The organism is Paraburkholderia atlantica, from assembly GCF_000092885.1.
In the GTDB taxonomy this organism is placed as follows: Bacteria; Pseudomonadota; Gammaproteobacteria; order Burkholderiales; family Burkholderiaceae; genus Paraburkholderia; species Paraburkholderia atlantica.
This window is the reverse complement of record NC_014117.1, coordinates 1,008,782-1,029,502: the sequence shown is the minus strand read 5'-3', so window position 1 is coordinate 1,029,502 and position 20,721 is coordinate 1,008,782. Positions and strand designations below refer to the sequence as shown.

Sequence of the window (20,721 nt, the reverse complement as noted above, 5' to 3'; positions counted from 1 at the left end):
ATTCAGAACCTCGAACCGGGCTCGCGCAGAAACGCGATCTCGTCGTCTCTCGATTCACGTCCGAGCAACACGTTGCGATGTGGAAAGCGGCCAAATCGCTCGATCACTTTCGCGTGGCGCAGCGCGTATTGATAGTAGCCTTCACCGCCCTGCTCCTGCGCAAGCTGTTTGAAGAGGCGCAGCGACTCCTGCTGGCTCGCGAGCGTTTCATCGTGCTCGAACGGCAAATACGCGAACGCGCGATGCTGCACGCTTGGCAACAGCCGATCGGCGCCGCTCGCGACCATCCGTTGCGCGGTTTGCAGCGCCTTGCTGTCGGTCGCAAAGGCGCGCGGCGTCCCACGATGGCAGTTGCGCGAAAACTGGTCCAGCACGATCACGAGCGCCAACGCGCCCAACGGCGTGGCCTGCCATGCGTCGAGCTCACCCGCGTTCGCCGCATCGATCAGGTTGCCGAAACGGTCGCGCAGCATCGCATCGACGGCGTCATTGCGCTTGAACCACAGCTTGCGCTCGGTGCCGTGCTCCGGCGTGCCCGGTGCGCCGAACCAGCAGTCGAGAACGTCGCGCGCCCGCGGCTCGAGCGCCGCATAGTCGGCTTCGAACGAGTACGATGCCGAGGCGGCGTGCGGCAGCGTGTCAGCCATTGCGGTTGCGCATCCAGTCGGCGGTTTCGAAGAACGAACCGAGCAGGCGCTCGCGCAGCGGCTCCGGCAAGCCGATATCCTCCATCGCCCACGCCATGCACCTCAACCACTGGTCGCGCTCGCTCGACGCGATCGCAAACGGCAAATGCCGCGCGCGTAGACGGGGATGCCCAAAGCGGCTGATGTAATGATCGGGACCGCCTAGCCACCCGCACAAGAACCAGAACAGCTTGTCGCGCGAGCCGTCGAGCGATGCCGGATGCAGCGCGCGAATCCCGGCGAAATCCGCCTCGAGATCCATCAGGTCGTAAAACCGGTCGACCAGTTCGCGCACACGCGCCTCGCCGCCCACCAGTTCGAAGGCGGTCGGCTTGTCCGAGGACACTTCGTCATTCAAATCGCTCATACCCTGCTCAACAGCAAATAAACATCACAAAGAAAACTCACGCATCACGCAGCGATTGCAGCGCGGGCCGCGCCAACACATGCCGCAGACTCAGCCACCCGCCGACGCCGGCACACGCAATGCCGGCGCCAATGCCCGCCGGCAGCAACCACGGATCGAAATCCAGATAAAACTCGAACACATGCGTGGCCAGCATCGAGCCGATGATCTGCGCGCCGAGCGCCGCCATCAGGCCGGCCAGCGCACCGACCGCGACGAATTCGGCCACCTGCACCGCCCGCACCTGACGATGCGATGCGCCCAGCGCGCGCAGCAGCGCGGATTCTCGCATACGCTCATCGCGCGTGCCCGCAAGCGCCGCGTACAGCACCAGCACGCCGGCCGCGAGCGTGAACGCGAACAGGAACTGCACCGCGCCGATCACCTGCTGCAACACGCGCTGCACCTGCGCGAGGATCGGGCCGGTATCGATCGCGGTCAGATTGGGATACTCGGCGATCAGGCCGTCGATCGTCGACTGTTTATCCGCGGGCAGATGGAAGCTCGTGATGAACGTCGCCGGGAAGTCCTGCAACGCGGCGGGCGGCATCAGCACGAAGAAGTTGACCTTGAACGACCCCCAGTCGAGCTTGCGCACGCTCGTCACCGGCGCCTCGATGGTCAGTCCCGTCACGTCGAAGCGCAGCACGTCGCCGGGCTTCACGTTGATCAGCTTCGCGAGACCCTGCTCGATCGAAATCTGCGGCTTCGTCGTATCGCCGAACCAGCTGCCGGCGGCGATCCGGTTATCGTCGGGCAGTTGCGTCGTGTACGACAGGTTGAATTCGCGGTCCACCAGACGCCGCGCGTCCGCGCCCTTGAACGAGTCCGGGTTGACTGCCTGGCCGTTGATCGCGACGAGCCGCCCGCGCACCATCGGCGACAACTCCACGCCGGCGATGCCGTGCGCGTCCAGATACTGCGTGACCGCGTCGCGCTGATCGGGCTGGATGTCGATGATGAACTCGTTGGGTGCATCGGGCGGCGTCGATTTGCGCCAACCCTGCACGAGATCGTTGCGCGTCATCGCGATCAGCAGCAGGCACATCAGGCCGATGCCGAGCGCGGTGATCTGCAGCGCGCTAGTGCTGCTGCGCCGCTCCAGCGACGCGAGCGCATAGCGCCAGCCGATGCCCGCATTGACCCGCTCGCTGCGCACCACGCGCGCCGCGCCCCACAATGCAAGCCGCGCGATGCCGGCGAACACCAGCAGCCCGCCCGCGAATCCACCCGCGACGATGCCGCCGAGCTTCAATTCGCCGGCGGCGAGAATCAGCAGCCCCGCGAACAGCACGATGCCGAACGCGTAGGCGGCCCACGCGGTGCGGCCCTCGTCGCCCCATTCACGTCGCAGCACGCGCACCGGCGGCACGCGTGTGAGCGGCAATAGCGGCGGCAGCGCGAAACCGAGCAGCAGCACAAGGCCGGCCGCGATTCCTTCGAGCGCGGGCCACAGCGTCGGCTGCGGCAACACCACGTCGATCAGGCCGCCGAGCCACGTCAGCAGCGCGAGATGCCCCAGAAAACCGAGCGCCACGCCGAGCACCCCGCCGACCATGCCGAGCCCGACGAACTCGAGCGTGAATAACGCGCGCAGCGCGGACTGGCTCACGCCCAGACAGCGCATCGCCGCGCAGCCGTCGAGATGCCGGCGCATGAAGCGGTGCGCGGCCATCGCGATCGCGACCGCCGCGAGCAGCGCGGTCAACAGCGACACGAGCGTCAGGAAATGGCCCGCGCGATCGAGCGTCTGACGTACCTGCGGCTGGCCGTCCTGCAGCGACTCGAGCGCGACGCCGCGCATCTTGCCGGCGTCGACGTGGTCATGCGCGAACTGCGCGAAGCGCGCGACCGCATCGTCGGACCCGGCGACCAGCAACCGGTACGTGACGCGGCTGCCGTACGTGATCAGCCCGGTCGACTGCACTTCGTCGGCGCGCAGCATCAGGCGCGGCGAAAAGTTGACGAACGAGAAGCCGCGATCGAGCTCGCGCGTGATCAGCGCGCCGACCGTGAAGTTGCGATTGCCGACCTTCACCGCATCGCCGATCTTCAGCTTCAGCGCGTCGAGCAGCTCCTGGTCGACCCACACGGTGCCCCGCGCCGGAATCGACGTCGCCGGGTGATCGGCCGCACCCGGCGCCGCCGCGATGCGCAACGCGCCGCGCAACGGATAGCCCGTCGACACCGCCTTGACGGCGGCGAGCCGCGACGCCGGCAACGCGCCGGTCGAATTGATCATGCTGGGAAAGATCGCCGTGGTGGCGGTTCGCAGACCGAGCGCGTGCGCCTCGGCGGCGAATTGCGGGTCGACCGGATGATCCGCGCGCACGATGAAGTCGGCGGCGATCATGCGTCGCGCATCGCGCTCGAGCCCCTGATGCAGCCGGTCGCCCAGAAACCCGACGCTCGACAACGCCGCGACCGCCAGCACGAGCGCGAGCAGCAACATCGTCAGTTCGCCCGCGCGCCAGTCGCGCGCCGTCATCCGCATGGCCTGGCGCAACAGATCGATGCCGCCGAGCCGGCGCGCCGGTCTGGTGTCGGCGCGCGTTCTTGAACCCGCCTTAGATCCTGGTAGTGCTTCGCTCAATCGTGCCTGCTCCTCGCCAATCGCGACACCATGTGGGTGGCCATGCCGCGAAAACCGCCCTGCACGCCACGCCACAATCGCGGCAATGCCCACGCCGCGAGTAGCAGAAAGCCTACCATCAAGACCAGAAACGCGAGTGGCACGAATAGCGCCAGCAGTACCCCGCCGACCGCGAGACCGTCCTCGGCGGTCGACGTGACGACGTTCGACACCGGCTCCGGCGACAGATTGATCAGCGCGCGGGTGCCCGCCTTCGCGAGATGCGCAGTGCCGGCGAGCGTGCCGCCCGCGAGCGCGGCGACGGTCAGCAGCGTCGGATCGGCGTGGCCTAGCGCGCCGGCGGCCAGCACGGCGCCGGCCGGAATACGGATGAAGGTGTGGAGCGCGTCCCACAGCGAATCGAACGCGGGGATCTTGTCGGCGAGGAATTCGGCCAGCGTCAGCACGGCTGCCGCGCCGATCACCCATGGCGATGACAGCGCGGACAACGTGTTCGGCAAGTGGATCAGGCCAAGACGTTCGAACACGCCGGCCAAAAGGACCGTTAGATAGAGGCGCAAACCGCTGCCCCATGAAAGGCCCGCTGCAAGCGAAAGTGATTCAAGCATGGCCGCCTCCACGCGCTTTGTGCTTGCCTGACGCCGCGGCGGGAAACCAGCGGGGGATTCCGCGCCGAAGCCGTCAGGCTTGCCAAGCCGGCCGCGCCAGCCAGGCCGCGGGCAATCTCAACGTCGTTGCTGTCTCATTATAGCTACGATGATTCGCAGAACGTAGAGCGGCGAGGCCGCGCTGTGGCTTGCAGGCCATGGCGGCCGCGCGCCGGGCGGACGTGGCCGAAGAGTCAGTGCCCCGACGACAGCTTCAGGCCGACGAGGCCGATCACGATCAGCGACGCACTGGCGACGCGCGCGACCGTCAACGCCTCGCCCATCATCACTACGCCGAAGACGAACGCGCCGACCGCGCCAATCCCTGTCCACACCGCATAGGCCGTGCCGAGCGGCAACTGCCGCATCGCGAGCGCGAGCAGCGCGAAGCTGCCGAGCGCGGTCACGACCGTGAAGACCGACGGCCAGAAGCGGGTGAAACTTTCGGAAGTTTTGAGACCGGCCGCCCACGCGACTTCGAGCAGACCGGCGATCAACAGTAGAAACCAGGACATCGAAACAGCTCCATAAAAAATGGGGCCGTCCCCGATGATTGATAGAAGCGTAAGGTCGTCCTTACGTCGGCGAATTATAACGGAGCGGCATCGCGGACCAACTCACGCCGCGCCCACCAGCCGATACCCGACGCCCGTCTCCGTGACGATATGCTCCGGCTGCGCCGGATCGCGCTCGAGCTTGCCGCGCAGGTGTGCCATGTAGATGCGCAAATAGTGGTGACTCTCGACATGCGACGGCCCCCACACGTCGCGCAGCAACTGCCGGTGCGTGAGCACGCGGCCGGCGTGGCGCACGAGCGTCGCGAGCAGCCGGTATTCGATCGGCGTCAGATGGATCGCGGCGCCGTCGCGCGTGACCTGGCGCAACGCGAGGTCGACGGTGACCGCGCCGAAGCGCACCTGCGGCGATTCGTTCGCGCCGCCGTGATTGCGCCGCCGCAGATGCGCGCGAATCCGCGCGAGCAACTCGGACACGCCGAACGGCTTGGTCAGGTAGTCGTCGGCGCCGGCGTCGAGCGCGGCGACCTTTTCGCTTTCCTGGGTGCGCGCCGACAGCACGATCACCGGCAGCTCGCTCCAGCCGCGCAGCTCGCGGATCACGTCGAGGCCGTCGGTGTCGGGCAGGCCCAGATCGACGATCACCAGATCGGGCTTGCGCGTCGCCGCTTCGACGAGCCCTTGCTTGCCGGTCTCGGCGTCGTACACGGCGATTCCCTCGCCTTCGAGCGCCGTGCGCACGAAGCGGCGAATCTGCTTTTCGTCTTCGATCAGAACGACGGTAATGCTCAGGTCACTCATGGGCGGGTCGGGTGAGCGGGTTGAGGTCGGCGGCGGTGTCGGCGGGGGTGTCTTCGTCTTCGAGCGTATCGAACGTCTCGGGGGCCTCGGGCGGCGTCTTGACCGGCAGCGTGAACCAGAAGCGCGCGCCCTCGACATGACCATCCGCGGCGATCCGGTTGAGCGCGCCGATTGTACCGCCGTGCGCCTCGACGATCGCGCGGCAGATCGCGAGCCCAAGGCCGATTCCCGGTTTCGCCGATTCCTTCTCGCCGCGCGTGAACTTCTCGAACACGCGCGCTTCCATGCCGGCGGGCAGGCCGGCGCCGTTGTCGTCGATCGTCACGCGCACGAACGGCACGCCGCCCGCGTCGATCTGCTGCGCGCCGATCGCGAGCGGCGTGCCCGACGCCGTGTATTTGGCCGCGTTCTCGAACAGGTTCGAGAACAGCCGCTCCATCAATACCGCGTCGAGATGCAGCAGCGGCAGATCGGCGGGCAGCGTGACCTGCACCGGATGATCGGCGAGCACGCGCCTGCACGCGCGCAGCGCGGCGCCGACGGTCTCTTCGAGCAGCGTCCATTGCTGGTTCAGCTGCAGGCTACCGGCCTGCAGGCGCGCCATGTCGAGCAGGTTAGTGACGATGCCGGTCATGCGCAGCGCTTCTTCGTGGATTGCCTCGACGAGTTCGTCGTTACGATGCGCGGCGGATTGCGGATCGGTCGGCCCCTGGCCTCCCCTCCCCTGCGCGAGCATCGACGAAAACCCAACGATCGTCGTCAACGGCGTACGCAGATCATGCGAAATCGCCGACAGCAGCGAATTGCGAAGTCGTTCCGACTCCATGTTGACGAGCGCATCGCGCGCGATGTCGACGTAATGCACGCGTTCGAGCGCGAGCGCGATCTGCGCGGCGAACGCATCGAGCATGCGCCGCTGTTCCGGCACGGTCAGCTCGCGCTCGTCACGCACGACGACCGCGAGCACGCCGCGCGTACGCATCGGCGCCTTCAGCGGCAGATACAGCGCCGCGGCGGCCGGCAGCGTGTCGGTGCCGTGGCCGGCCGGCTTCTGCTGATCGTAGACCCACTGGCCGACGTCGAGGTCGAGCGCGTCGCCTTCGAGCGTGATCGCCGGGTCGGGGTCCTCGATTTTCTGTTTGACCTGATCGGCGCTGTCCGGCAGCAGGATCGCGACTCGCGCGCCGAACACTTCGCTCAAGTGCCGGGTGCCGATGCCGACGATCTGCTCGGTCGCGAGCGCCGCGGCGAGCTCGCGCGCCATCTCGTACATCGCGCCGGTGCGCTGCTCGCGGTGTCGCGCGACGCTCGCCTCGCGGCGCAGGCTCGACGTCAGATGGCTGATCACGAGGGATGTCAGCAGCATGCCGAAGAAGGTCAGCAGGTACTGGGTATCGGACACCGACAACGACATGCGCGGCGGCACGAAGAAAAAATCGAACGCGGCGACGCTCGCGAACGAAAGCACAACACCCGGCCCGCGCCCGAGCTTCACCGCGGTGAAGATCACGCCGAGCAGATACAGCATCACCAGGTTGGTCAGATCGATGCGGTCGATCAACTGGCTCGACAGCATCGTGATCGCCGCGCCGATCGCAAGCGCGAACGCATACGCGCGCGGCGGCGAGCGACGCTCGCGCGCCGCGCTCAACGCCTCGCGCCACGCGTTCGCGGTCGTGTTCAACAGCCGCCGTTGCTCGCCGCTGTCGCGCTCCGACGTCACGCGAATCAGCGTGAGATCGAGATCGCCGCTCTTCTCGGCGATCCGCTCGCCAAGCGGCCGGCGCAGCCAGCGGCTGATGCCCGCGCGCGACGAGGCGCCCGCCACCAGCTTCGATACGTTGCGCGCCTGCGCGTAACCGATCAGCGCGTCGAGCGCATCGGTGGCGGCGAGCGTCGCGGTTTCGGCGCCCAGTTCGGCGGCGAGCTTAAGCGCGTTCAGCGTGCGTGCGCGGCGCGCGTCGGGCAGGCGCTGCAACGCGGGTGTTTCGACATACACCGCGAGCCAGTCGGCCCTCAGGCTCGCGGCGAGGCGCGCCGCCGAACGCACCAGCGCCGGCGCTTCGGGACCAGGACCCACGCACACCAGCAGCCGCTCGCGCGCCTGCCAGATGCGCTGGATCGAACGATCGGCGCGGTATTCGCGCATCTGCGCGTCGACGCGATCGGCGGTGCGGCGCAGCGCGAGTTCGCGCAGCGCGATCAGGTTGCCCTTGCGAAAGAAGTTGCGCACCGCGCGCACGGCCTGCTGCGCCATATACACCTTGCCGTCGCGCATGCGGTCGAGCAGTTCCTCGGCCGGCAGATCGACGAGCGTGACTTCGTCGGCATGATCGAACACGCGATCGGGCACGGTCTCCCACACGCGGATGCCGGTGATCTGGCCGACCACGTCGTTCAGGCTCTCCAGGTGCTGCACGTTGACGGTCGTATACACGTCGATGCCGGCGTCGAGCAGTTCGTAGACGTCCTGCCAGCGCTTCAGATGGCGCGCGCCCTGCACGTTCGAATGCGCGAGTTCGTCGACGAGGATCAGCTGCGGCTTGCGCGCGAGCGCGGCGTCGAGATCGAACTCGCCGAGCTTGCGGCCGCGATACTCGATGTGCGCGAGCGGCAGCACGTCGAGCCCCGCGAGCAACGCGGCGGTTTCGCTGCGCCCATGCGTTTCGGCGATGCCGACCAGCACGTCGGCACCCTCTTCGTTGCGGCGGCGCGCGGCCTGCAGCATCGCATAGGTCTTGCCGACACCTGCCGACGCGCCGAAGAAGATTTTCAGCCTGCCGCGCAGGCGTTTTTCTTCGTCGCGCTGCAGTTTCTCGAGCAGTTCGTCAGGATCGGGGCGGTTCATGCTCAGTGATGTCATAGTCGTGCGAGCGGCGGTGTCTGCATGGTGGCACGGCCCGCGCCGGCCCGCAAATGGCGCAGCGGCGCCACGCGGACGCCGCTGTCTTATCGATGAACCGCAATGGGCTGATGCGTTGTCGTTGCGTTCCGTGTCAACCGCGGGTCATTTCATCGAGCGCCAGGTTGAGCTTCAGCACGTTCACGCGCGGCTCGCCGAGCACGCCGAACTGGCGACCCGTCGTGTAGCGCTCGACGAGTGCCTGCACGTCGTTCGGCGCAAGGTGACGCGCCTGCGCGACCCGCTCGATCTGGTACGCGGCCGCGGCCGGACTGATCTCCGGATCGAGCCCGCTGCCCGACGACGTGACCAGATCGACCGGCACCGGCTTCGACATGTCGGTGCCCGCCTCCTTCAGTGCGGCGAGACGGCCCTTGATCTCGTCGAGCAGCGCCGGGTTGTTCGGCCCGAGGTTCGAGCCGCCCGAGGCCTGCGGGTTATACGGCATCGGGTTCGTCGCCGACAGCCGGCCCCAGAAGTACTGGGGCGCGTCGAACTGCTGGCCGATCAGCTGCGAGCCGAGCACCTTGCCGTTCCGCTCGATCAGGCTGCCGTTGGCCTTTTCGTGGAACGCCGCCTGGCCGAACGCGGTCATCACCGCGGGATAAGCGAGTCCGGTGACCGCGGTCAGCACCACGAAGATCACGATCAGCGGACGAAACAGATTTTTCATGATGGGTCTCTTTCCCTTTTCATCAAGGCTGGTTATTGCGTAGCGACGCGTTGTGCACTCAAACCCAGCCGAACCCGGCAAGCACCATATCGATCAGCTTGATGCCGATGAACGGCACGATGATCCCGCCAAGGCCATAGATCAGCAGATTGCGGCGCAGCAGGATCGCCGCCCCGAGCGCGCGATAGCGCACGCCCTTCAGCGCGAGCGGAATCAGCAGCACGATGATCAGCGCGTTGAAGATCACCGCCGACATGATCGCCGAGGTCGGTGTCGCCAGATGCATCACGTTCAGCGCATTCAACGCCGGATACGTCGATGCGAACGCGGCCGGAATGATCGCGAAGTACTTGGCGACGTCGTTGGAAATGGAGAACGTGGTCAGCGAACCGCGCGTCATCAGCATCTGTTTGCCGATCTCGACGATCTCGATCAGCTTGGTCGGATTCGAATCGAGGTCGACCATGTTGCCGGCCTCTTTCGCCGCCTGCGTGCCGGTGTTCATCGCGACCGCGACGTCGGCCTGCGCGAGCGCGGGCGCGTCGTTGGTGCCGTCGCCGGTCATCGCGACCAGACGTCCTTCGGCCTGGTGCGCGCGGATCGTCGCGAGCTTCGTTTCGGGTGTCGCTTCGGCGAGAAAGTCGTCGACGCCCGCTTCGGCCGCGATCGCGGCGGCGGTCAGACGGTTGTCGCCCGTCACCATCACGGTCTTGATGCCCATCTTGCGCAACTCGGCGAAGCGCTCCTTGATGCCGCCCTTCACGACGTCCTTCAGCTCGATCACGCCGAGCACGCGCGCGCCCTGCTCGCCCTTCTCGGCGACCACGAGCGGCGTGCTGCCGCGTCGCGCGACCTCGGCGACCGCATTGCTGACTTCGTTCGGGAAACGGCCGCCGTTCGCTTCGACGTAGTGCTTGACCGCATCGGCCGCGCCCTTGCGGATTTCACGGCCGTGCGTTCCGGCGGGCGTCCCTTGCGGCGACAGATCGACGCCGCTCATGCGGGTCTGCGCGGTGAACGCGAGAAACACCGGATGCAGCGAGGCCATGTCGCGCTGACGGATATTGAAGCGCTGCTTCGCGAGCACGACGATGCTGCGGCCTTCCGGCGTTTCATCAGCCAGCGACGACAACTGCGCGGCATCGGCGAGCGCCTCTTCGCTCAGACCCGGCGCGGGCAGGAACTGCGACGCCTGGCGGTTGCCGAGCGTGATCGTGCCGGTCTTGTCGAGCAGCAGCACGTCGACATCGCCGGCCGCTTCGACCGCGCGACCCGAGGTCGCGATCACGTTCGCCTGCATCATGCGGCTCATGCCGGCCACGCCGATCGCCGACAACAGGCCGCCGATCGTCGTCGGGATCAGACACACGAGCAGCGCGACGAGCGCGGTGATCGTCACCACGTGGCCCGCCGAATTTGCCAGGTGAGCGGCTTCGACCGAGAAGATCGAGAACGGCAGCAGCGTCGCGGTGGCGAGCAGCATCACGATCGTCAGCGCGACGAGCAGGATGGTCAGCGCGATTTCGTTCGGCGTCTTCTGACGCTTCGCGCCTTCGACCATCGCGATCATGCGGTCGAGGAACGCCTCGCCCGGGTTCGCCGTGACGCGCACGACGATCCAGTCCGACAGCACGCGCGTGCCTCCCGTCACCGATGAAAAGTCGCCGCCCGACTCGCGGATCACTGGCGCCGATTCGCCGGTGATCGCCGATTCGTCGACCGATGCGACGCCGTCGATCACTTCGCCGTCGGCCGGAATCACGTCGCCAGTTTCGACCAGCACGACGTCGCCTTTACGCAGATCGGTCGCGGTCGTGATGCGTATCGGCGACTTCGGATGCGGCTCGTTGAGCTTCTTGGCCATCACGTCTTTCTTCGCGCTGCGCAGCGACGCGGCCTGCGCTTTCGAGCGGCCTTCGGCTAGCGCCTCCGCGAAGTTCGCGAACAGCACCGTGAACCACAGCCACAGCGTGACCGCGAGAATGAAGCCCGCGGGCGCCTCGGCCTGACCGCCGAGCGCGGCGATCCACAGAATGGTCGTCAGAATGCTGCCGACGTACACGCAGAACATCACCGGGTTGCGAAACTGCGTGCGCGGCGTGAGCTTTTTAAAGGAGTCCACGATCGCCGGGCGCATCAGCGCCGGGTCGAACATGGACCGCGTAGCGTTATGTTCAGTCATTGAATCCTCGAATATCCTTGTGCGCTTGCAAGCTTGCGCGTGCAAGCGCCTGTTCGGCCGTTGGGCGTCATTGATCGCGGCCCCGCGTCACTTCACGCCGATCATCATCAATTGCTCGACACCGGGACCGAGCGCGAGCGCCGGCACATAGGTCAGCGCGCCGACCAGCAGCACCGTGCCGAGCAGCAGCACGACGAACAGCGGGCCGTGCGTCGGCAGCGTGCCGCCGGTGACGCCGATGCGCTTCTTCGCGGCGAGCGAGCCAGCGATCGCGAGCACCGGCACGATGGTGCCGAAGCGGCCGAACCACATTGCGATCGCGGTGAGCCAGTTGTAGAACGGCGTACTCACCGTGAGGCCCGCGAACGCGCTGCCGTTGTTGTTCGCGGCCGAGCTGAACGCGTAGAGAATTTCGGAGAAGCCGTGCGGGCCGGGGTTCAGGATGCCCGCCTTGCCCGCATCGGTGAGCACCGCAATCGAGGTGCCCACCAGCACCAGCAGCGGCGTGAGCAGCACGACGATCGACACCATCTTCATCTCGTACGCCTCGATCTTCTTGCCGACGTACTCGGGCGTGCGGCCGATCATCAGCCCCGCGACGAACACCGCGAGCAGCGCGAACACGAGCATCCCGTACAGCCCGGAACCGACGCCGCCGAAGATCACTTCACCGAGCTGCATCAGCAGCATCGGGTACAGCCCGCCGATCGGCGTCAACGAATCGTGCGTATTGGCGACCGCACCGCACGAAGCGGCCGTCGTCGCGACCGTGAAGATGCCCGACTGCGCGATACCGAAGCGCGTTTCCTTGCCCTCCGCGTTGCCGCCGGCCTGCAGCGCGTTCGCCGACTGATCGACGTTGAGCGCCGCGAACGCGGGATTGCCGCTTTGCTCAGCGCTGATCTCGCCGAACACGCACACGCCGAACGCGATCGTCATTGCCGCGAGCACGGCCACGCCCTGCCGGCGATCGCCGATCACGCGGCCGAACACGAGCGCGAGCGCCGCCGGGATGATCAGCATCGAGAAGATCTGCAGGAAGTTCGAGACCGGAGTCGGGTTTTCGTACGGATGCGCGGAGTTGCCGTTGAAGAAGCCGCCGCCGTTGGTGCCGAGCATCTTGATCGATTCCTGCGACGCGACCGGGCCCATCGCGATGGTCTGCGACTTCACGGGCGTGTCGACCGTCACCGGATTGCCCTTCGCGTCCTTGACCGGATTGCCTTGCGCGTCGAGCTTCGGCGCGGCATAGGTGGTGGTCTGCAGCGTCGGCACTTCCTGATACGCCTTGAAGTTCTGGATCACGCCCTGGCTCATCAGCAGTGCCGCGACGATCGCCGCCATCGGCAGCAGCACGTACATCGTCACGCGCGTGATATCGACCCAGAAGTTGCCGATCGTCTGCGCGGTATGACGCGCGAAGCCGCGAATCAGCGCCATCACGACGACGATGCCGGTCGCCGCCGACAGGAAGTTCTGCACGGTCAGGCCGAGCATCTGCGTCAGATAGCTGACCGTTTGCTCGGGCGTGTAGTCCTGCCAGTTGGTGTTCGCCACGAAGCTGACCGCGGTGTTGAACGCACCGTCGACCGACATCGCGCCGAACTGCTGCGGATTGCCGGGCAGCCACCCTTGCACGCGCAGCAGCACGTACAGGAACACCACGCCGAGCACGTTGAACGCGACCGTGGCGATCGCGTAGTGCTTCCAGCCCATTTCCGCCGCAGGATCGACGCCCGCGATACGGTAAAGCAGCCGTTCGAGCGGCGCGCCGAAGCGCACCACCCGTGAACTGCCGTCCATCACGGCGCCCAGATAGCTCGCCACCGGCACCGCGGCGGCCAGTAGCACGACGATAAAAAGACTCGCCTGCAGGACATCATTCGTGGTCATTCAATGTCCTCCGCGCGCAGCAGCGCATACACGAGATAAACGAACAGCAGCGCGGTGGACGCGCCGGCCAGCCACAGCATCCAGGTCATTAGCGTGCTCCCGGTCCGCGACGCAACTGCATCAGCTTCTCGCAGCCGCCAATCAGCCCAAAGGTCAGCACGGCAAACAGCGCCAAGCCACCGACATACAGCACATCCATTCTTGTTCCCCATTTACGGATTTTGGATAGATGGAACGGTATGCCGATCCGCCTAAAGGTCGGGTCAAAGATTGCGGGGTGCGCGTAAAAATCGCGTAAACGGAAAAGGCCGTTTCATCTCGCGATGAAACGGCCTTCGTAGGGGTCGGGTAGCGCGGCCGGAGCCCGCGAAGTTTTTTACGGCAGCAGGATCGTCGACCCCGTCGTGCGGCGCCCTTCGAGGTCCGCATGCGCCTGGCCGACGTCCGGCAGCGCATAGCGCTGATTGATGCTCGTCTTGACCTTGCCCGAGCTCAGCACGTCGAACAGTTCGGCCGACATCGCCTCGTAATCGGCGCGTTTGGCGATATAGGTGAAGAGCGTCGGTCGCGTAAAGAACAGCGAGCCGCGTCCCGCGAATTCCGACGAATCGATCGGCGGCAGCGGACCCGACGCGTTGCCGAAGCTCACGAACAGGCCGAGCGGCGCGAGGCAGTCGAGCGACTTTTCGAAGGTGTCCTTGCCGATCGAATCGTAGACGACCGGCACGCCCGCGCCGTTGGTGATCTCGCGTACGCGCTTCGTGAAGTTCTCGCGCGTATAGACGATCGCGTGATCGCAGCCGTGCGCTTTCGCGATCTCGGCTTTCTCGTCGGAACCGACCGTGCCGATCACCGTCGCGCCGAGCGCCTTCGCCCACTGGCACACGAGCAGGCCGACGCCGCCCGCCGCGGCCTGAATCAGGATCGTGTCGCCGGCCTTTACCCGATACGTGCGGCGCAGCAGATACTGCGCGGTCAAGCCTTGCAGCATCACCGACGCGGCCTGCTCGTTGCTGATCGCATCGGGCAGCTTGACGACCTGCGCGGCGGGCAGCACGCGCTCCTGCGCATACGCGCCGGGGGGCCGCGCGACATACGCGACGCGATCGCCGACCTTCAGACCGGTCACGCCCGAGCCGAGCGCGCTGACCTCGCCGGCCGCCTCCATGCCGAGCCCGCCCGGCAGCGGCAGCGGATACAGACCGGTGCGGAAGTACACGTCGATATAGTTGAGACCGACCGCCGTCTGGCGGATGCGGATCTCGCCCGCGCCGGGCTCGCCCACCTCGACGTCCACCCATTTCATTACTTCGGGGCCGCCGGTTTTGTCGAATCGGATTGCCTTGGCCATCATGTCTCCTTGATCTGTACGGATGTAGGTGCGGCCACGCGCGCGCTCACGCCTCGCCGGACAGGCGCAGCGTCAGCACGTCGAGCACCATGCGCGCGGTCGAGATGTTCGTCGCGCACGGAATGTTGTGCACGTCGCACGCGCGCACCAGCGCGTTGATGTCCGGCTCGTGCGGCTGCGGCGTCATCGGGTCGCGCAGGAAAATCACCATGTCGACGCGCCCCTCGGCGAGCTGCGCGCCGATCTGCAGGTCGCCGCCGTGCGGGCCCGACAACATGCGCTCGACCGTGAGGCCGTGCGCGTCGCTGATGCGTCCGCCGGTCGTGCCGGTCGCCACGATCTCGCAGCGCGCGAGCGTGTCGACGTATTCGCCGGCCAGTTTGACGATGTCGTCCTTCTTGTGATCGTGCGCGATCAGCGCAATGCGGGTGCTCATGACGTAAGACTCCTCAAACCGTTGTGAATATCGTTGTTGTGATGTGGCGGTTCAGTACGTGCCCGGATAAGCGCCGCCGTCGATCAGCCAATTCTGCCCGGTGATGTAGCCAGCATGCGTGCTGCACAGGAACGCGCACGCGCGGCCGAATTCTTCGCGATTGCCGAAGCGCCCGGCGGGGATCGTCTGCATGCGCTGCTTGCGCGCTTCGTCGATGGAAATGTTGTGCGTCTTCGCCTGCGCCTCGAACGTGACCGCGATGCGGTCGGTATCGAACAGACCCGGCAGCAGGTTGTTGATCGTCACGCCGGTCGGCGCGACCTTGCGCGCGAGACCCGCGACGAAACCGGTCAGGCCAGAGCGCGCGCCGTTCGACAGACCGAGCACGTCGATCGGCGCCTTCACCGCCGAGCTCGTGATGTTGACGATGCGCCCGAAGCCGCGCGCGCTCATCGTGTCGATGGTCTGACGGATCAGCTCGATCGGCGTCAGCATGTTGGCTTCGAGCGCGCGGATCCAGTCGTCGTGCGTGAAGTCGCGGAAATCACCCGGCGGCGGCCCGCCCGCGTTGTTGACGAGGATGTCCGGCTGCGGGCAGGCGGCGAGCGCGGCGGCGCGTCCTTCGGGGGTGGTGATGTCGCATGCGACGGTCTTCACCTCGACGCCGCTCTGCTTGCGGATCGCCTCGGCGGTCGCTTCGAGCGTTTCGGCGGTGCGCGCGACGATCGTCAGGTTGACGCCCTCGGCGGCGAGCGCTTCCGCGCAGCCGCGTCCCAGACCCTTGCTCGCCGCGCAAACCAGCGCGGTACGTCCTGCGATTCCCAAATCCATGTGTATGCCCTCGTGGCGAAGTTTCCCCAGATTCTAGAAGAATCGGTGCCGGACTGTGCCGCGCGGCTGCAATCGCAGGTATCGCCGGGCGGTACTCTTTCGGTAAACTTGCGCGGTGGCGCACATTTCCACTGTTCGTCCGAGCTTCGGGCGCGGACGGACGCAACGGATGAGCGCGCCGAACCGATCCACCTTGCCGCCGCGCGCGAGCCCGCCATGACCCAGGACAGCCGTTTCCCCAATCTTTTCATCCTCGATCACCCGCTGATCCAGCACAAGCTATCGCACATGCGCGACCGGGACACGTCGACGCGCACGTTCCGCGAGTTGCTGCGCGAAATCACGCTGCTGATGGGCTACGAAATCACCCGCAACCTGCCGATGACCACGCGCCGCATCACCACGCCGCTCGTCGAGATCGACGCGCCGGTGATCGCCGGCAAGAAGCTCGCGATCGTGCCGGTGCTGCGCGCGGGCGTCGGCATGTCGGACGGCCTGCTCGAGCTGGTGCCGTCGGCGCGCGTCGGCCACATCGGCGTGTATCGCGCGGAGGATCATCGGCCGGTCGAATACCTGGTGCGGCTGCCGGATCTCGAAGACCGCGTGTTCATCCTCTGCGATCCGATGGTCGCGACCGGCTACTCGGCCGTGCACGCGGTCGATGTGCTCAAGCGCCGCAACGTGGCCGCCGAGAACATCCTGTTCCTCGCGCTCGTCGCCGCGCCCGAGGGCGTGCAGGTGTTCCAGGACGCGCACCCGGACGTCAAGCTGTTCGTCGCGTCGCTCGATTCGCATTTGAACGAGCATGCGTACATCGTGCCGGGCCTCGGCGACGCGGGCGACCGCTTGTTCGGTACGAAGAACTGATACGCAGGCGCCGGCGGGGTGGCTCGGCAGTGTCCCTGCCCTGAAGCGGCCCCGCTTTCGACGGCATCCGGCGGTCCCGGCGACACATCGGCGCCGCCTCCGGTCGTTTTCGCTTCGATTTCGTTGCATTCGCGGCCGGTTTCGCGCCGCGGCCCCGCTGCCGCACCGTCGCGGCGTGATAAAATTCGAATCCGCTCGACGAGCGGCTCGACCCGCAAGATCACTCGCACCACCGTCTGCAATTTCGACCGGCGCCCCGCGCCTTCGCATCAGGTCATGCGGCGCCTGGCCGCGCAAGCTGCCCCGCTCCCATCGCGCTGCCGCCCTGCGGCCCCGCTTGGGCCGCGGCTCATGTATGAACCGGCTCGAACGCCTACCGGCGGGCAGCGTGGAACGACGCGCGGGAACGGCCAGGCTTGGATCGGCGGCAGGAGTGGCCGCGCCGACGGGCGAACATGAGCAACGAGCACGAGCGGCCGGCAGCCTTTCACCTGACGGTTTGGGATCGGGACACGACACGCGAGGCGCAACCCGCGAGGCGCCCGACATCGCAACGACAATTGCACTATGCGTGCGCCCCGCTGGCGCGCGCGACGGAGAAAAGTATGGCGGGTCATTCGAAATGGGCCAACATCAAGCATAAGAAAGCAGCGGCCGATGCCAAGCGTGGCAAGGTCTGGACGCGGCTCATCAAGGAAATCCAGGTTGCGGCGCGTCTGGGCGGCGGCGAAATCGACTCGAACCCGCGTCTGCGGCTCGCGGTCGACAAGGCGTACGACGCCAACATGCCGAAAGACAACATCAACCGCGCGATCCAGCGTGGTGTCGGCGGCGCGGACGGCGCGAACTACGAGGAAATCCGCTACGAAGGCTACGGCATCGGCGGCGCGGCGGTGATCGTCGACACGATGACCGACAACCGCACCCGCACGGTCGCGGAAGTGCGTCACGCGTTCTCGAAGAACGGCGGCAACATGGGCACGGACGGCTCGGTGTCGTTCATGTTCGATCACGTCGGCCAGTTCCTGTTCGCGCCCGGCACCGCCGAAGACGCGCTGATGGAAGCCGCTCTCGAAGCGGGCGCGGACGACGTCGTGACGAACGAGGACGGCAGTATCGAAGTGCTGTGCCCGCCGAACGATTTTTCGAAGGTGAAGACAGCGCTCGAAACGGCGGGCTTCAAGGCCGAACTGGCGGAAGTCACGATGAAGCCGCAGACCGAAGTCGAATTCACCGGCGACGACGCCGTGAAAATGCAGAAGCTGCTCGACGCGCTGGAAAATCTGGACGACGTGCAGGAAGTCTATACAAACGCGTCGATCGCCGGCGAGTGATGGCGCGCCGGGCTTTCGCATCGTTTGTCCTTGCTGTTGATGGTTTATTGCACGGCCGAGCACAGCGCTCGGCCGTTTATGGTTTTTAAGTCTCGGGGATTCACATGAAGTTACTCGTCGTCGGTTCCGGCGGTCGCGAACATGCGCTGGCATGGAAGCTCGCGCAATCGCCGCGGGTCCAGCTCGTCTACGTCGCGCCCGGCAACGGCGGCACCGCTCAGGATGAGCGCCTGCTCAACGTCGACATCACCGAGCCGGCCGCGCTCGCTGATTTCGTCGAAAAAGAACAGATCGCGTTCACGCTGGTCGGGCCGGAAGCGCCGCTCGCGGCGGGCATCGTCAACCTGTTCCGCTCGCGCGGTCTGAAGATCTTCGGACCGACTAAAGAAGCCGCTCAGCTCGAAAGCTCGAAAGATTTCGCCAAGGCGTTCATGAAGCGTCACGGCATCCCGACCGCCGAGTACGAAACCTTCGCCGACGTCGCCGCCGCGCACGCCTATCTGGACGCCAAGGGCGCGCCGATCGTGATCAAGGCCGACGGCCTAGCCGCCGGCAAGGGCGTGGTGGTCGCGCAAACGCTGGAAGAAGCGCACGCCGCGGTCGACATGATGCTGTCGGACAACAAGCTCGGCGACGCCGGCGCGCGCGTCGTGATCGAGGAGTTCCTCGCCGGCGAGGAAGCGAGCTTCATCGTGATGGTCGACGGCAAGCACGTGCTCGCGCTTGCGTCGAGCCAGGATCACAAGCGTCTGCTCGACGGCGACCAGGGCCCGAACACGGGCGGCATGGGCGCCTATTCGCCCGCGCCGATCGTCACGCCGCAGCTGCATGCGCGCGTGATGCGCGAAATCATCCTGCCGACGGTGCGCGGCATGGAGAAGGAAGGCATCCGCTACACCGGCTTCCTGTACGCGGGCCTGATGATCGACGCGCAAGGCAACCCGAAGACGCTCGAATTCAACTGCCGGATGGGCGACCCTGAAACGCAGCCAATCATGGCGCGTCTGAAGGGCGACTACTCGAAAGTGGTCGAACACGCGATCGCCGGCACGCTCGACACCGTCGAGCTCGAATGGGACCGCCGCACCGCGCTCGGCGTCGTGCTCGCCGCGCACAACTATCCGGACACGCCGAGGAAGGGCGACCGCATCAACGGCATTCCCGCCGAAACCGCGGATTCCGTCACGTTCCACGCCGGCACCACGCTGACGGACGGCAAGCTGACCACCTCGGGCGGGCGGGTGCTGTGCGTCGTCGGTCTGGCGGATTCGGTGCGCACCGCGCAGGCGGCCGCCTATCACACGATCAACCAGATCGCGTTCGACGGCATGCAGTACCGCCGCGACATTGGCTATCGCGCGCTCAATCGCAAGCACGACGGCAAATAAGCGGTGCCGCCGGGCGCCGTGCGAGCGGCGCCCACGCGCGACAGCGCGCCGCGGGCGCGCGACACGACGCGCGCTACACTGCATTTTTCGCGCTCGTCGCGACACGGGCACGGAGCCCGCGGACCGACTGAAGCGGCAAGCCGCCTCGCCCATCGGTCCCCGGCGTCCGCGCAATCCGAACGTGCGGCCCGAGCGTCCGGGCAGCCAACCCGGCGCGAACGCGACCTTCGCCCTCTTTCGAAGAACCCGCGGCATCACGAGCGTGCCGCCCTCAGAACCTGCATTCATGAGCAATTCGAGCTACGACGCACAAGCCGTGCGCAGCTGGCTGCAAGGCCTGCAATCGCATATCGCCGACACGCTGGGCGCCTTCGACGGCACCGCATTCGCGACCGACGCCTGGCAGCGCGGGCCCGGCGAGAAGCTGCGCGGCGGCGGCGTCACGCGGATTCTCGAAGGCGGCCAGTTCTTCGAGCGCGCCGGCATCGGCTTCTCGGACGTCGCCGGCGACGCGCTGCCGGGTTCGGCGAGCGCCGCGCGGCCGCAACTGGCCGGGCGCGGTTTCGAGGCGATGGGCGTGTCGCTCGTGCTGCATCCGCACAACCCGCACTGCCCGACTGTGCACATGAACGTGCGCCTGCTCATTGCGACCAGGGAAGGCGAAGAGCCGGTGTTCTGGTTCGGCGGCGGCATGGATCTTACGCCCTACTACGGCTACGAAGAGGACGCGCGGCATTTCCATCAGGTGTGCCACGACGCGCTCGCGCCGTATGGCGCGGACCTGTACCCGAGCTTCAAGCGCTGGTGCGACGAATATTTCTTCCTGAAGCACCGCAACGAGGCGCGCGGCATCGGCGGGATTTTCTTCGACGATTTCTCGGCGCCGGGCTTCGCGCAATCGTTCGCGATGCTCAAAAGCGTCGGCGAAGGCTTTCTCAAGGCGTACCTGCCGATCATCGAGCGGCGCCGCAACACCCCGTACGGCGAAGCCGAACGCGCGTTCCAGGCCTACCGGCGCGGCCGCTACGTCGAGTTCAATCTGGTCTTCGACCGTGGCACACTATTTGGGCTGCAGAGCGGCGGACGCACCGAATCGATCCTGATGTCGATGCCGCCCGTGGTGAACTGGCGCTACAACTGGCACCCCGAGCCGGGCACGCCGGAAGCTCGCTTGTACAGCGATTTCCTCGTGCCGCGCGAGTGGGTGTGACGCGCC

The 20,721-nt window shown here is 66.5% G+C and carries 19 protein-coding genes; 4 read left to right on the top strand and 15 right to left on the bottom strand.

Features of this window, described 5'->3' with window-relative positions:
• Positions 1 to 2 precede the first annotated feature (2 nt).
• The 15 genes from BC1002_RS04590 to BC1002_RS04520 all read right to left on the bottom strand — a co-directional run bounded on the left by BC1002_RS04590 (position 3) and on the right by BC1002_RS04520 (position 15,916).
• The gene (locus BC1002_RS04590; RefSeq protein ID WP_013088911.1) at positions 3 to 647 is read right to left on the bottom strand and encodes a DUF924 family protein; all 645 of its coding nucleotides are present in this window, start codon (positions 645 to 647) and stop codon (positions 3 to 5) included.
• Positions 640 to 1,053, bottom strand: a complete 414-nt coding sequence (locus BC1002_RS04585) for a group II truncated hemoglobin (protein WP_013088910.1) — start codon at positions 1,051 to 1,053, stop codon at positions 640 to 642. Before BC1002_RS04585 ends, BC1002_RS04590 begins: the two co-directional genes overlap by 8 nt.
• A 37-nt stretch (positions 1,054 to 1,090) precedes the next feature.
• A complete protein-coding gene (locus tag BC1002_RS04580; protein WP_085954262.1) occupies positions 1,091 to 3,580 on the bottom strand; it encodes an ABC transporter permease in 2,490 nt (829 codons plus the stop codon).
• A gap of 101 nt (positions 3,581 to 3,681) precedes the next feature.
• Entirely contained in the window at positions 3,682 to 4,293 is a 612-nt protein-coding gene (locus BC1002_RS04575) for a DUF4126 domain-containing protein (protein WP_013088908.1), read from the bottom strand.
• Between the two features lie 233 nt (positions 4,294 to 4,526).
• Complete coding sequence (sugE, locus tag BC1002_RS04570) at positions 4,527 to 4,847, bottom strand: quaternary ammonium compound efflux SMR transporter SugE (RefSeq protein ID WP_013088907.1); 321 nt, start codon at positions 4,845 to 4,847, stop codon at positions 4,527 to 4,529.
• 102 nt (positions 4,848 to 4,949) lie between these two features.
• Positions 4,950 to 5,648: a two-component system response regulator KdpE gene (gene kdpE, locus BC1002_RS04565; RefSeq protein WP_013088906.1), complete on the bottom strand. Its 699-nt coding sequence runs from the start codon at positions 5,646 to 5,648 to the stop codon at positions 4,950 to 4,952.
• The gene (locus BC1002_RS04560; RefSeq protein WP_013088905.1) at positions 5,641 to 8,496 is read right to left on the bottom strand and encodes a DUF4118 domain-containing protein; all 2,856 of its coding nucleotides are present in this window, start codon (positions 8,494 to 8,496) and stop codon (positions 5,641 to 5,643) included. Before BC1002_RS04560 ends, kdpE begins: the two co-directional genes overlap by 8 nt.
• Positions 8,497 to 8,644: 148 nt before the next feature.
• Positions 8,645 to 9,223 carry a potassium-transporting ATPase subunit KdpC gene (kdpC, locus tag BC1002_RS04555; protein WP_013088904.1) on the bottom strand — a complete coding sequence of 193 codons (579 nt, stop codon included), beginning with the start codon at positions 9,221 to 9,223 and terminating at the stop codon, positions 8,645 to 8,647.
• A gap of 58 nt (positions 9,224 to 9,281) precedes the next feature.
• The gene (gene kdpB / locus BC1002_RS04550) at positions 9,282 to 11,405 is read right to left on the bottom strand and encodes a potassium-transporting ATPase subunit KdpB (protein WP_013088903.1); all 2,124 of its coding nucleotides are present in this window, start codon (positions 11,403 to 11,405) and stop codon (positions 9,282 to 9,284) included.
• Positions 11,406 to 11,492: 87 nt separating this feature from the next.
• On the bottom strand, positions 11,493 to 13,298 hold the full coding sequence (kdpA, locus tag BC1002_RS04545; protein ID WP_013088902.1) for a potassium-transporting ATPase subunit KdpA: 1,806 nt from the start codon (positions 13,296 to 13,298) through the stop codon (positions 11,493 to 11,495).
• A complete protein-coding gene (gene kdpF, locus BC1002_RS04540; RefSeq protein WP_013088901.1) occupies positions 13,295 to 13,387 on the bottom strand; it encodes a K(+)-transporting ATPase subunit F in 93 nt (30 codons plus the stop codon). Before kdpF ends, kdpA begins: the two co-directional genes overlap by 4 nt.
• Complete coding sequence (locus tag BC1002_RS04535) at positions 13,387 to 13,497, bottom strand: hypothetical protein (RefSeq protein WP_013088900.1); 111 nt, start codon at positions 13,495 to 13,497, stop codon at positions 13,387 to 13,389. The genes kdpF and BC1002_RS04535 overlap by 1 nt, the downstream gene beginning before the upstream one ends.
• 177 nt (positions 13,498 to 13,674) lie before the next feature.
• Positions 13,675 to 14,649: a quinone oxidoreductase family protein gene (locus tag BC1002_RS04530; protein ID WP_013088899.1), complete on the bottom strand. Its 975-nt coding sequence runs from the start codon at positions 14,647 to 14,649 to the stop codon at positions 13,675 to 13,677.
• A gap of 46 nt (positions 14,650 to 14,695) precedes the next feature.
• A complete protein-coding gene (locus BC1002_RS04525) occupies positions 14,696 to 15,085 on the bottom strand; it encodes a methylglyoxal synthase (protein WP_013088898.1) in 390 nt (129 codons plus the stop codon).
• A gap of 51 nt (positions 15,086 to 15,136) precedes the next feature.
• The gene (locus BC1002_RS04520; protein WP_013088897.1) at positions 15,137 to 15,916 is read right to left on the bottom strand and encodes an SDR family oxidoreductase; all 780 of its coding nucleotides are present in this window, start codon (positions 15,914 to 15,916) and stop codon (positions 15,137 to 15,139) included.
• 216 nt (positions 15,917 to 16,132) lie between these two features.
• Here BC1002_RS04520 and upp point away from each other — a divergent pair, with 216 nt between their 5' ends.
• From upp to hemF, 4 genes are all read left to right on the top strand, one after another.
• Positions 16,133 to 16,783, top strand: coding sequence for a uracil phosphoribosyltransferase (gene upp, locus BC1002_RS04515; protein ID WP_013088896.1), 651 nt, complete (start codon positions 16,133 to 16,135; stop codon positions 16,781 to 16,783).
• A 605-nt stretch (positions 16,784 to 17,388) separates the two neighbouring features.
• The gene (locus BC1002_RS04510; protein WP_013088894.1) at positions 17,389 to 18,117 is read left to right on the top strand and encodes a YebC/PmpR family DNA-binding transcriptional regulator; all 729 of its coding nucleotides are present in this window, start codon (positions 17,389 to 17,391) and stop codon (positions 18,115 to 18,117) included.
• Between the two features lie 104 nt (positions 18,118 to 18,221).
• Complete coding sequence (purD, locus tag BC1002_RS04505; RefSeq protein ID WP_013088893.1) at positions 18,222 to 19,505, top strand: phosphoribosylamine--glycine ligase; 1,284 nt, start codon at positions 18,222 to 18,224, stop codon at positions 19,503 to 19,505.
• Positions 19,506 to 19,791: 286 nt separating this feature from the next.
• The gene (gene hemF / locus BC1002_RS04500; protein WP_013088892.1) at positions 19,792 to 20,715 is read left to right on the top strand and encodes an oxygen-dependent coproporphyrinogen oxidase; all 924 of its coding nucleotides are present in this window, start codon (positions 19,792 to 19,794) and stop codon (positions 20,713 to 20,715) included.
• Positions 20,716 to 20,721 lie beyond the last annotated feature (6 nt).

Bases quoted from the DNA above. Each gene is read 5' to 3' on its own strand.
- BC1002_RS04590 (WP_013088911.1), bottom strand. From the start codon at position 647: ATGGCTGACACGCTGCCGCACGCCGCCTCGGCATCGTACTCGTTCGAA.
- BC1002_RS04585 (WP_013088910.1), bottom strand. From the start codon at position 1,053: ATGAGCGATTTGAATGACGAAGTGTCCTCGGACAAGCCGACCGCCTTC.
- BC1002_RS04580 (WP_085954262.1), bottom strand. From the start codon at position 3,580: ATGACGGCGCGCGACTGGCGCGCGGGCGAACTGACGATGTTGCTGCTC.
- BC1002_RS04575 (WP_013088908.1), bottom strand. From the start codon at position 4,293: ATGCTTGAATCACTTTCGCTTGCAGCGGGCCTTTCATGGGGCAGCGGT.
- sugE (WP_013088907.1), bottom strand. From the start codon at position 4,847: ATGTCCTGGTTTCTACTGTTGATCGCCGGTCTGCTCGAAGTCGCGTGG.
- kdpE (WP_013088906.1), bottom strand. From the start codon at position 5,648: ATGAGTGACCTGAGCATTACCGTCGTTCTGATCGAAGACGAAAAGCAG.
- BC1002_RS04560 (WP_013088905.1), bottom strand. From the start codon at position 8,496: ATGAACCGCCCCGATCCTGACGAACTGCTCGAGAAACTGCAGCGCGAC.
- kdpC (WP_013088904.1), bottom strand. From the start codon at position 9,223: ATGAAAAATCTGTTTCGTCCGCTGATCGTGATCTTCGTGGTGCTGACC.
- kdpB (WP_013088903.1), bottom strand. From the start codon at position 11,405: ATGACTGAACATAACGCTACGCGGTCCATGTTCGACCCGGCGCTGATG.
- kdpA (WP_013088902.1), bottom strand. From the start codon at position 13,298: ATGACCACGAATGATGTCCTGCAGGCGAGTCTTTTTATCGTCGTGCTA.
- kdpF (WP_013088901.1), bottom strand. From the start codon at position 13,387: ATGACCTGGATGCTGTGGCTGGCCGGCGCGTCCACCGCGCTGCTGTTC.
- BC1002_RS04535 (WP_013088900.1), bottom strand. From the start codon at position 13,497: ATGGATGTGCTGTATGTCGGTGGCTTGGCGCTGTTTGCCGTGCTGACC.
- BC1002_RS04530 (WP_013088899.1), bottom strand. From the start codon at position 14,649: ATGGCCAAGGCAATCCGATTCGACAAAACCGGCGGCCCCGAAGTAATG.
- BC1002_RS04525 (WP_013088898.1), bottom strand. From the start codon at position 15,085: ATGAGCACCCGCATTGCGCTGATCGCGCACGATCACAAGAAGGACGAC.
- BC1002_RS04520 (WP_013088897.1), bottom strand. From the start codon at position 15,916: ATGGATTTGGGAATCGCAGGACGTACCGCGCTGGTTTGCGCGGCGAGC.
- upp (WP_013088896.1), top strand. From the start codon at position 16,133: ATGACCCAGGACAGCCGTTTCCCCAATCTTTTCATCCTCGATCACCCG.
- BC1002_RS04510 (WP_013088894.1), top strand. From the start codon at position 17,389: ATGGCGGGTCATTCGAAATGGGCCAACATCAAGCATAAGAAAGCAGCG.
- purD (WP_013088893.1), top strand. From the start codon at position 18,222: ATGAAGTTACTCGTCGTCGGTTCCGGCGGTCGCGAACATGCGCTGGCA.
- hemF (WP_013088892.1), top strand. From the start codon at position 19,792: ATGAGCAATTCGAGCTACGACGCACAAGCCGTGCGCAGCTGGCTGCAA.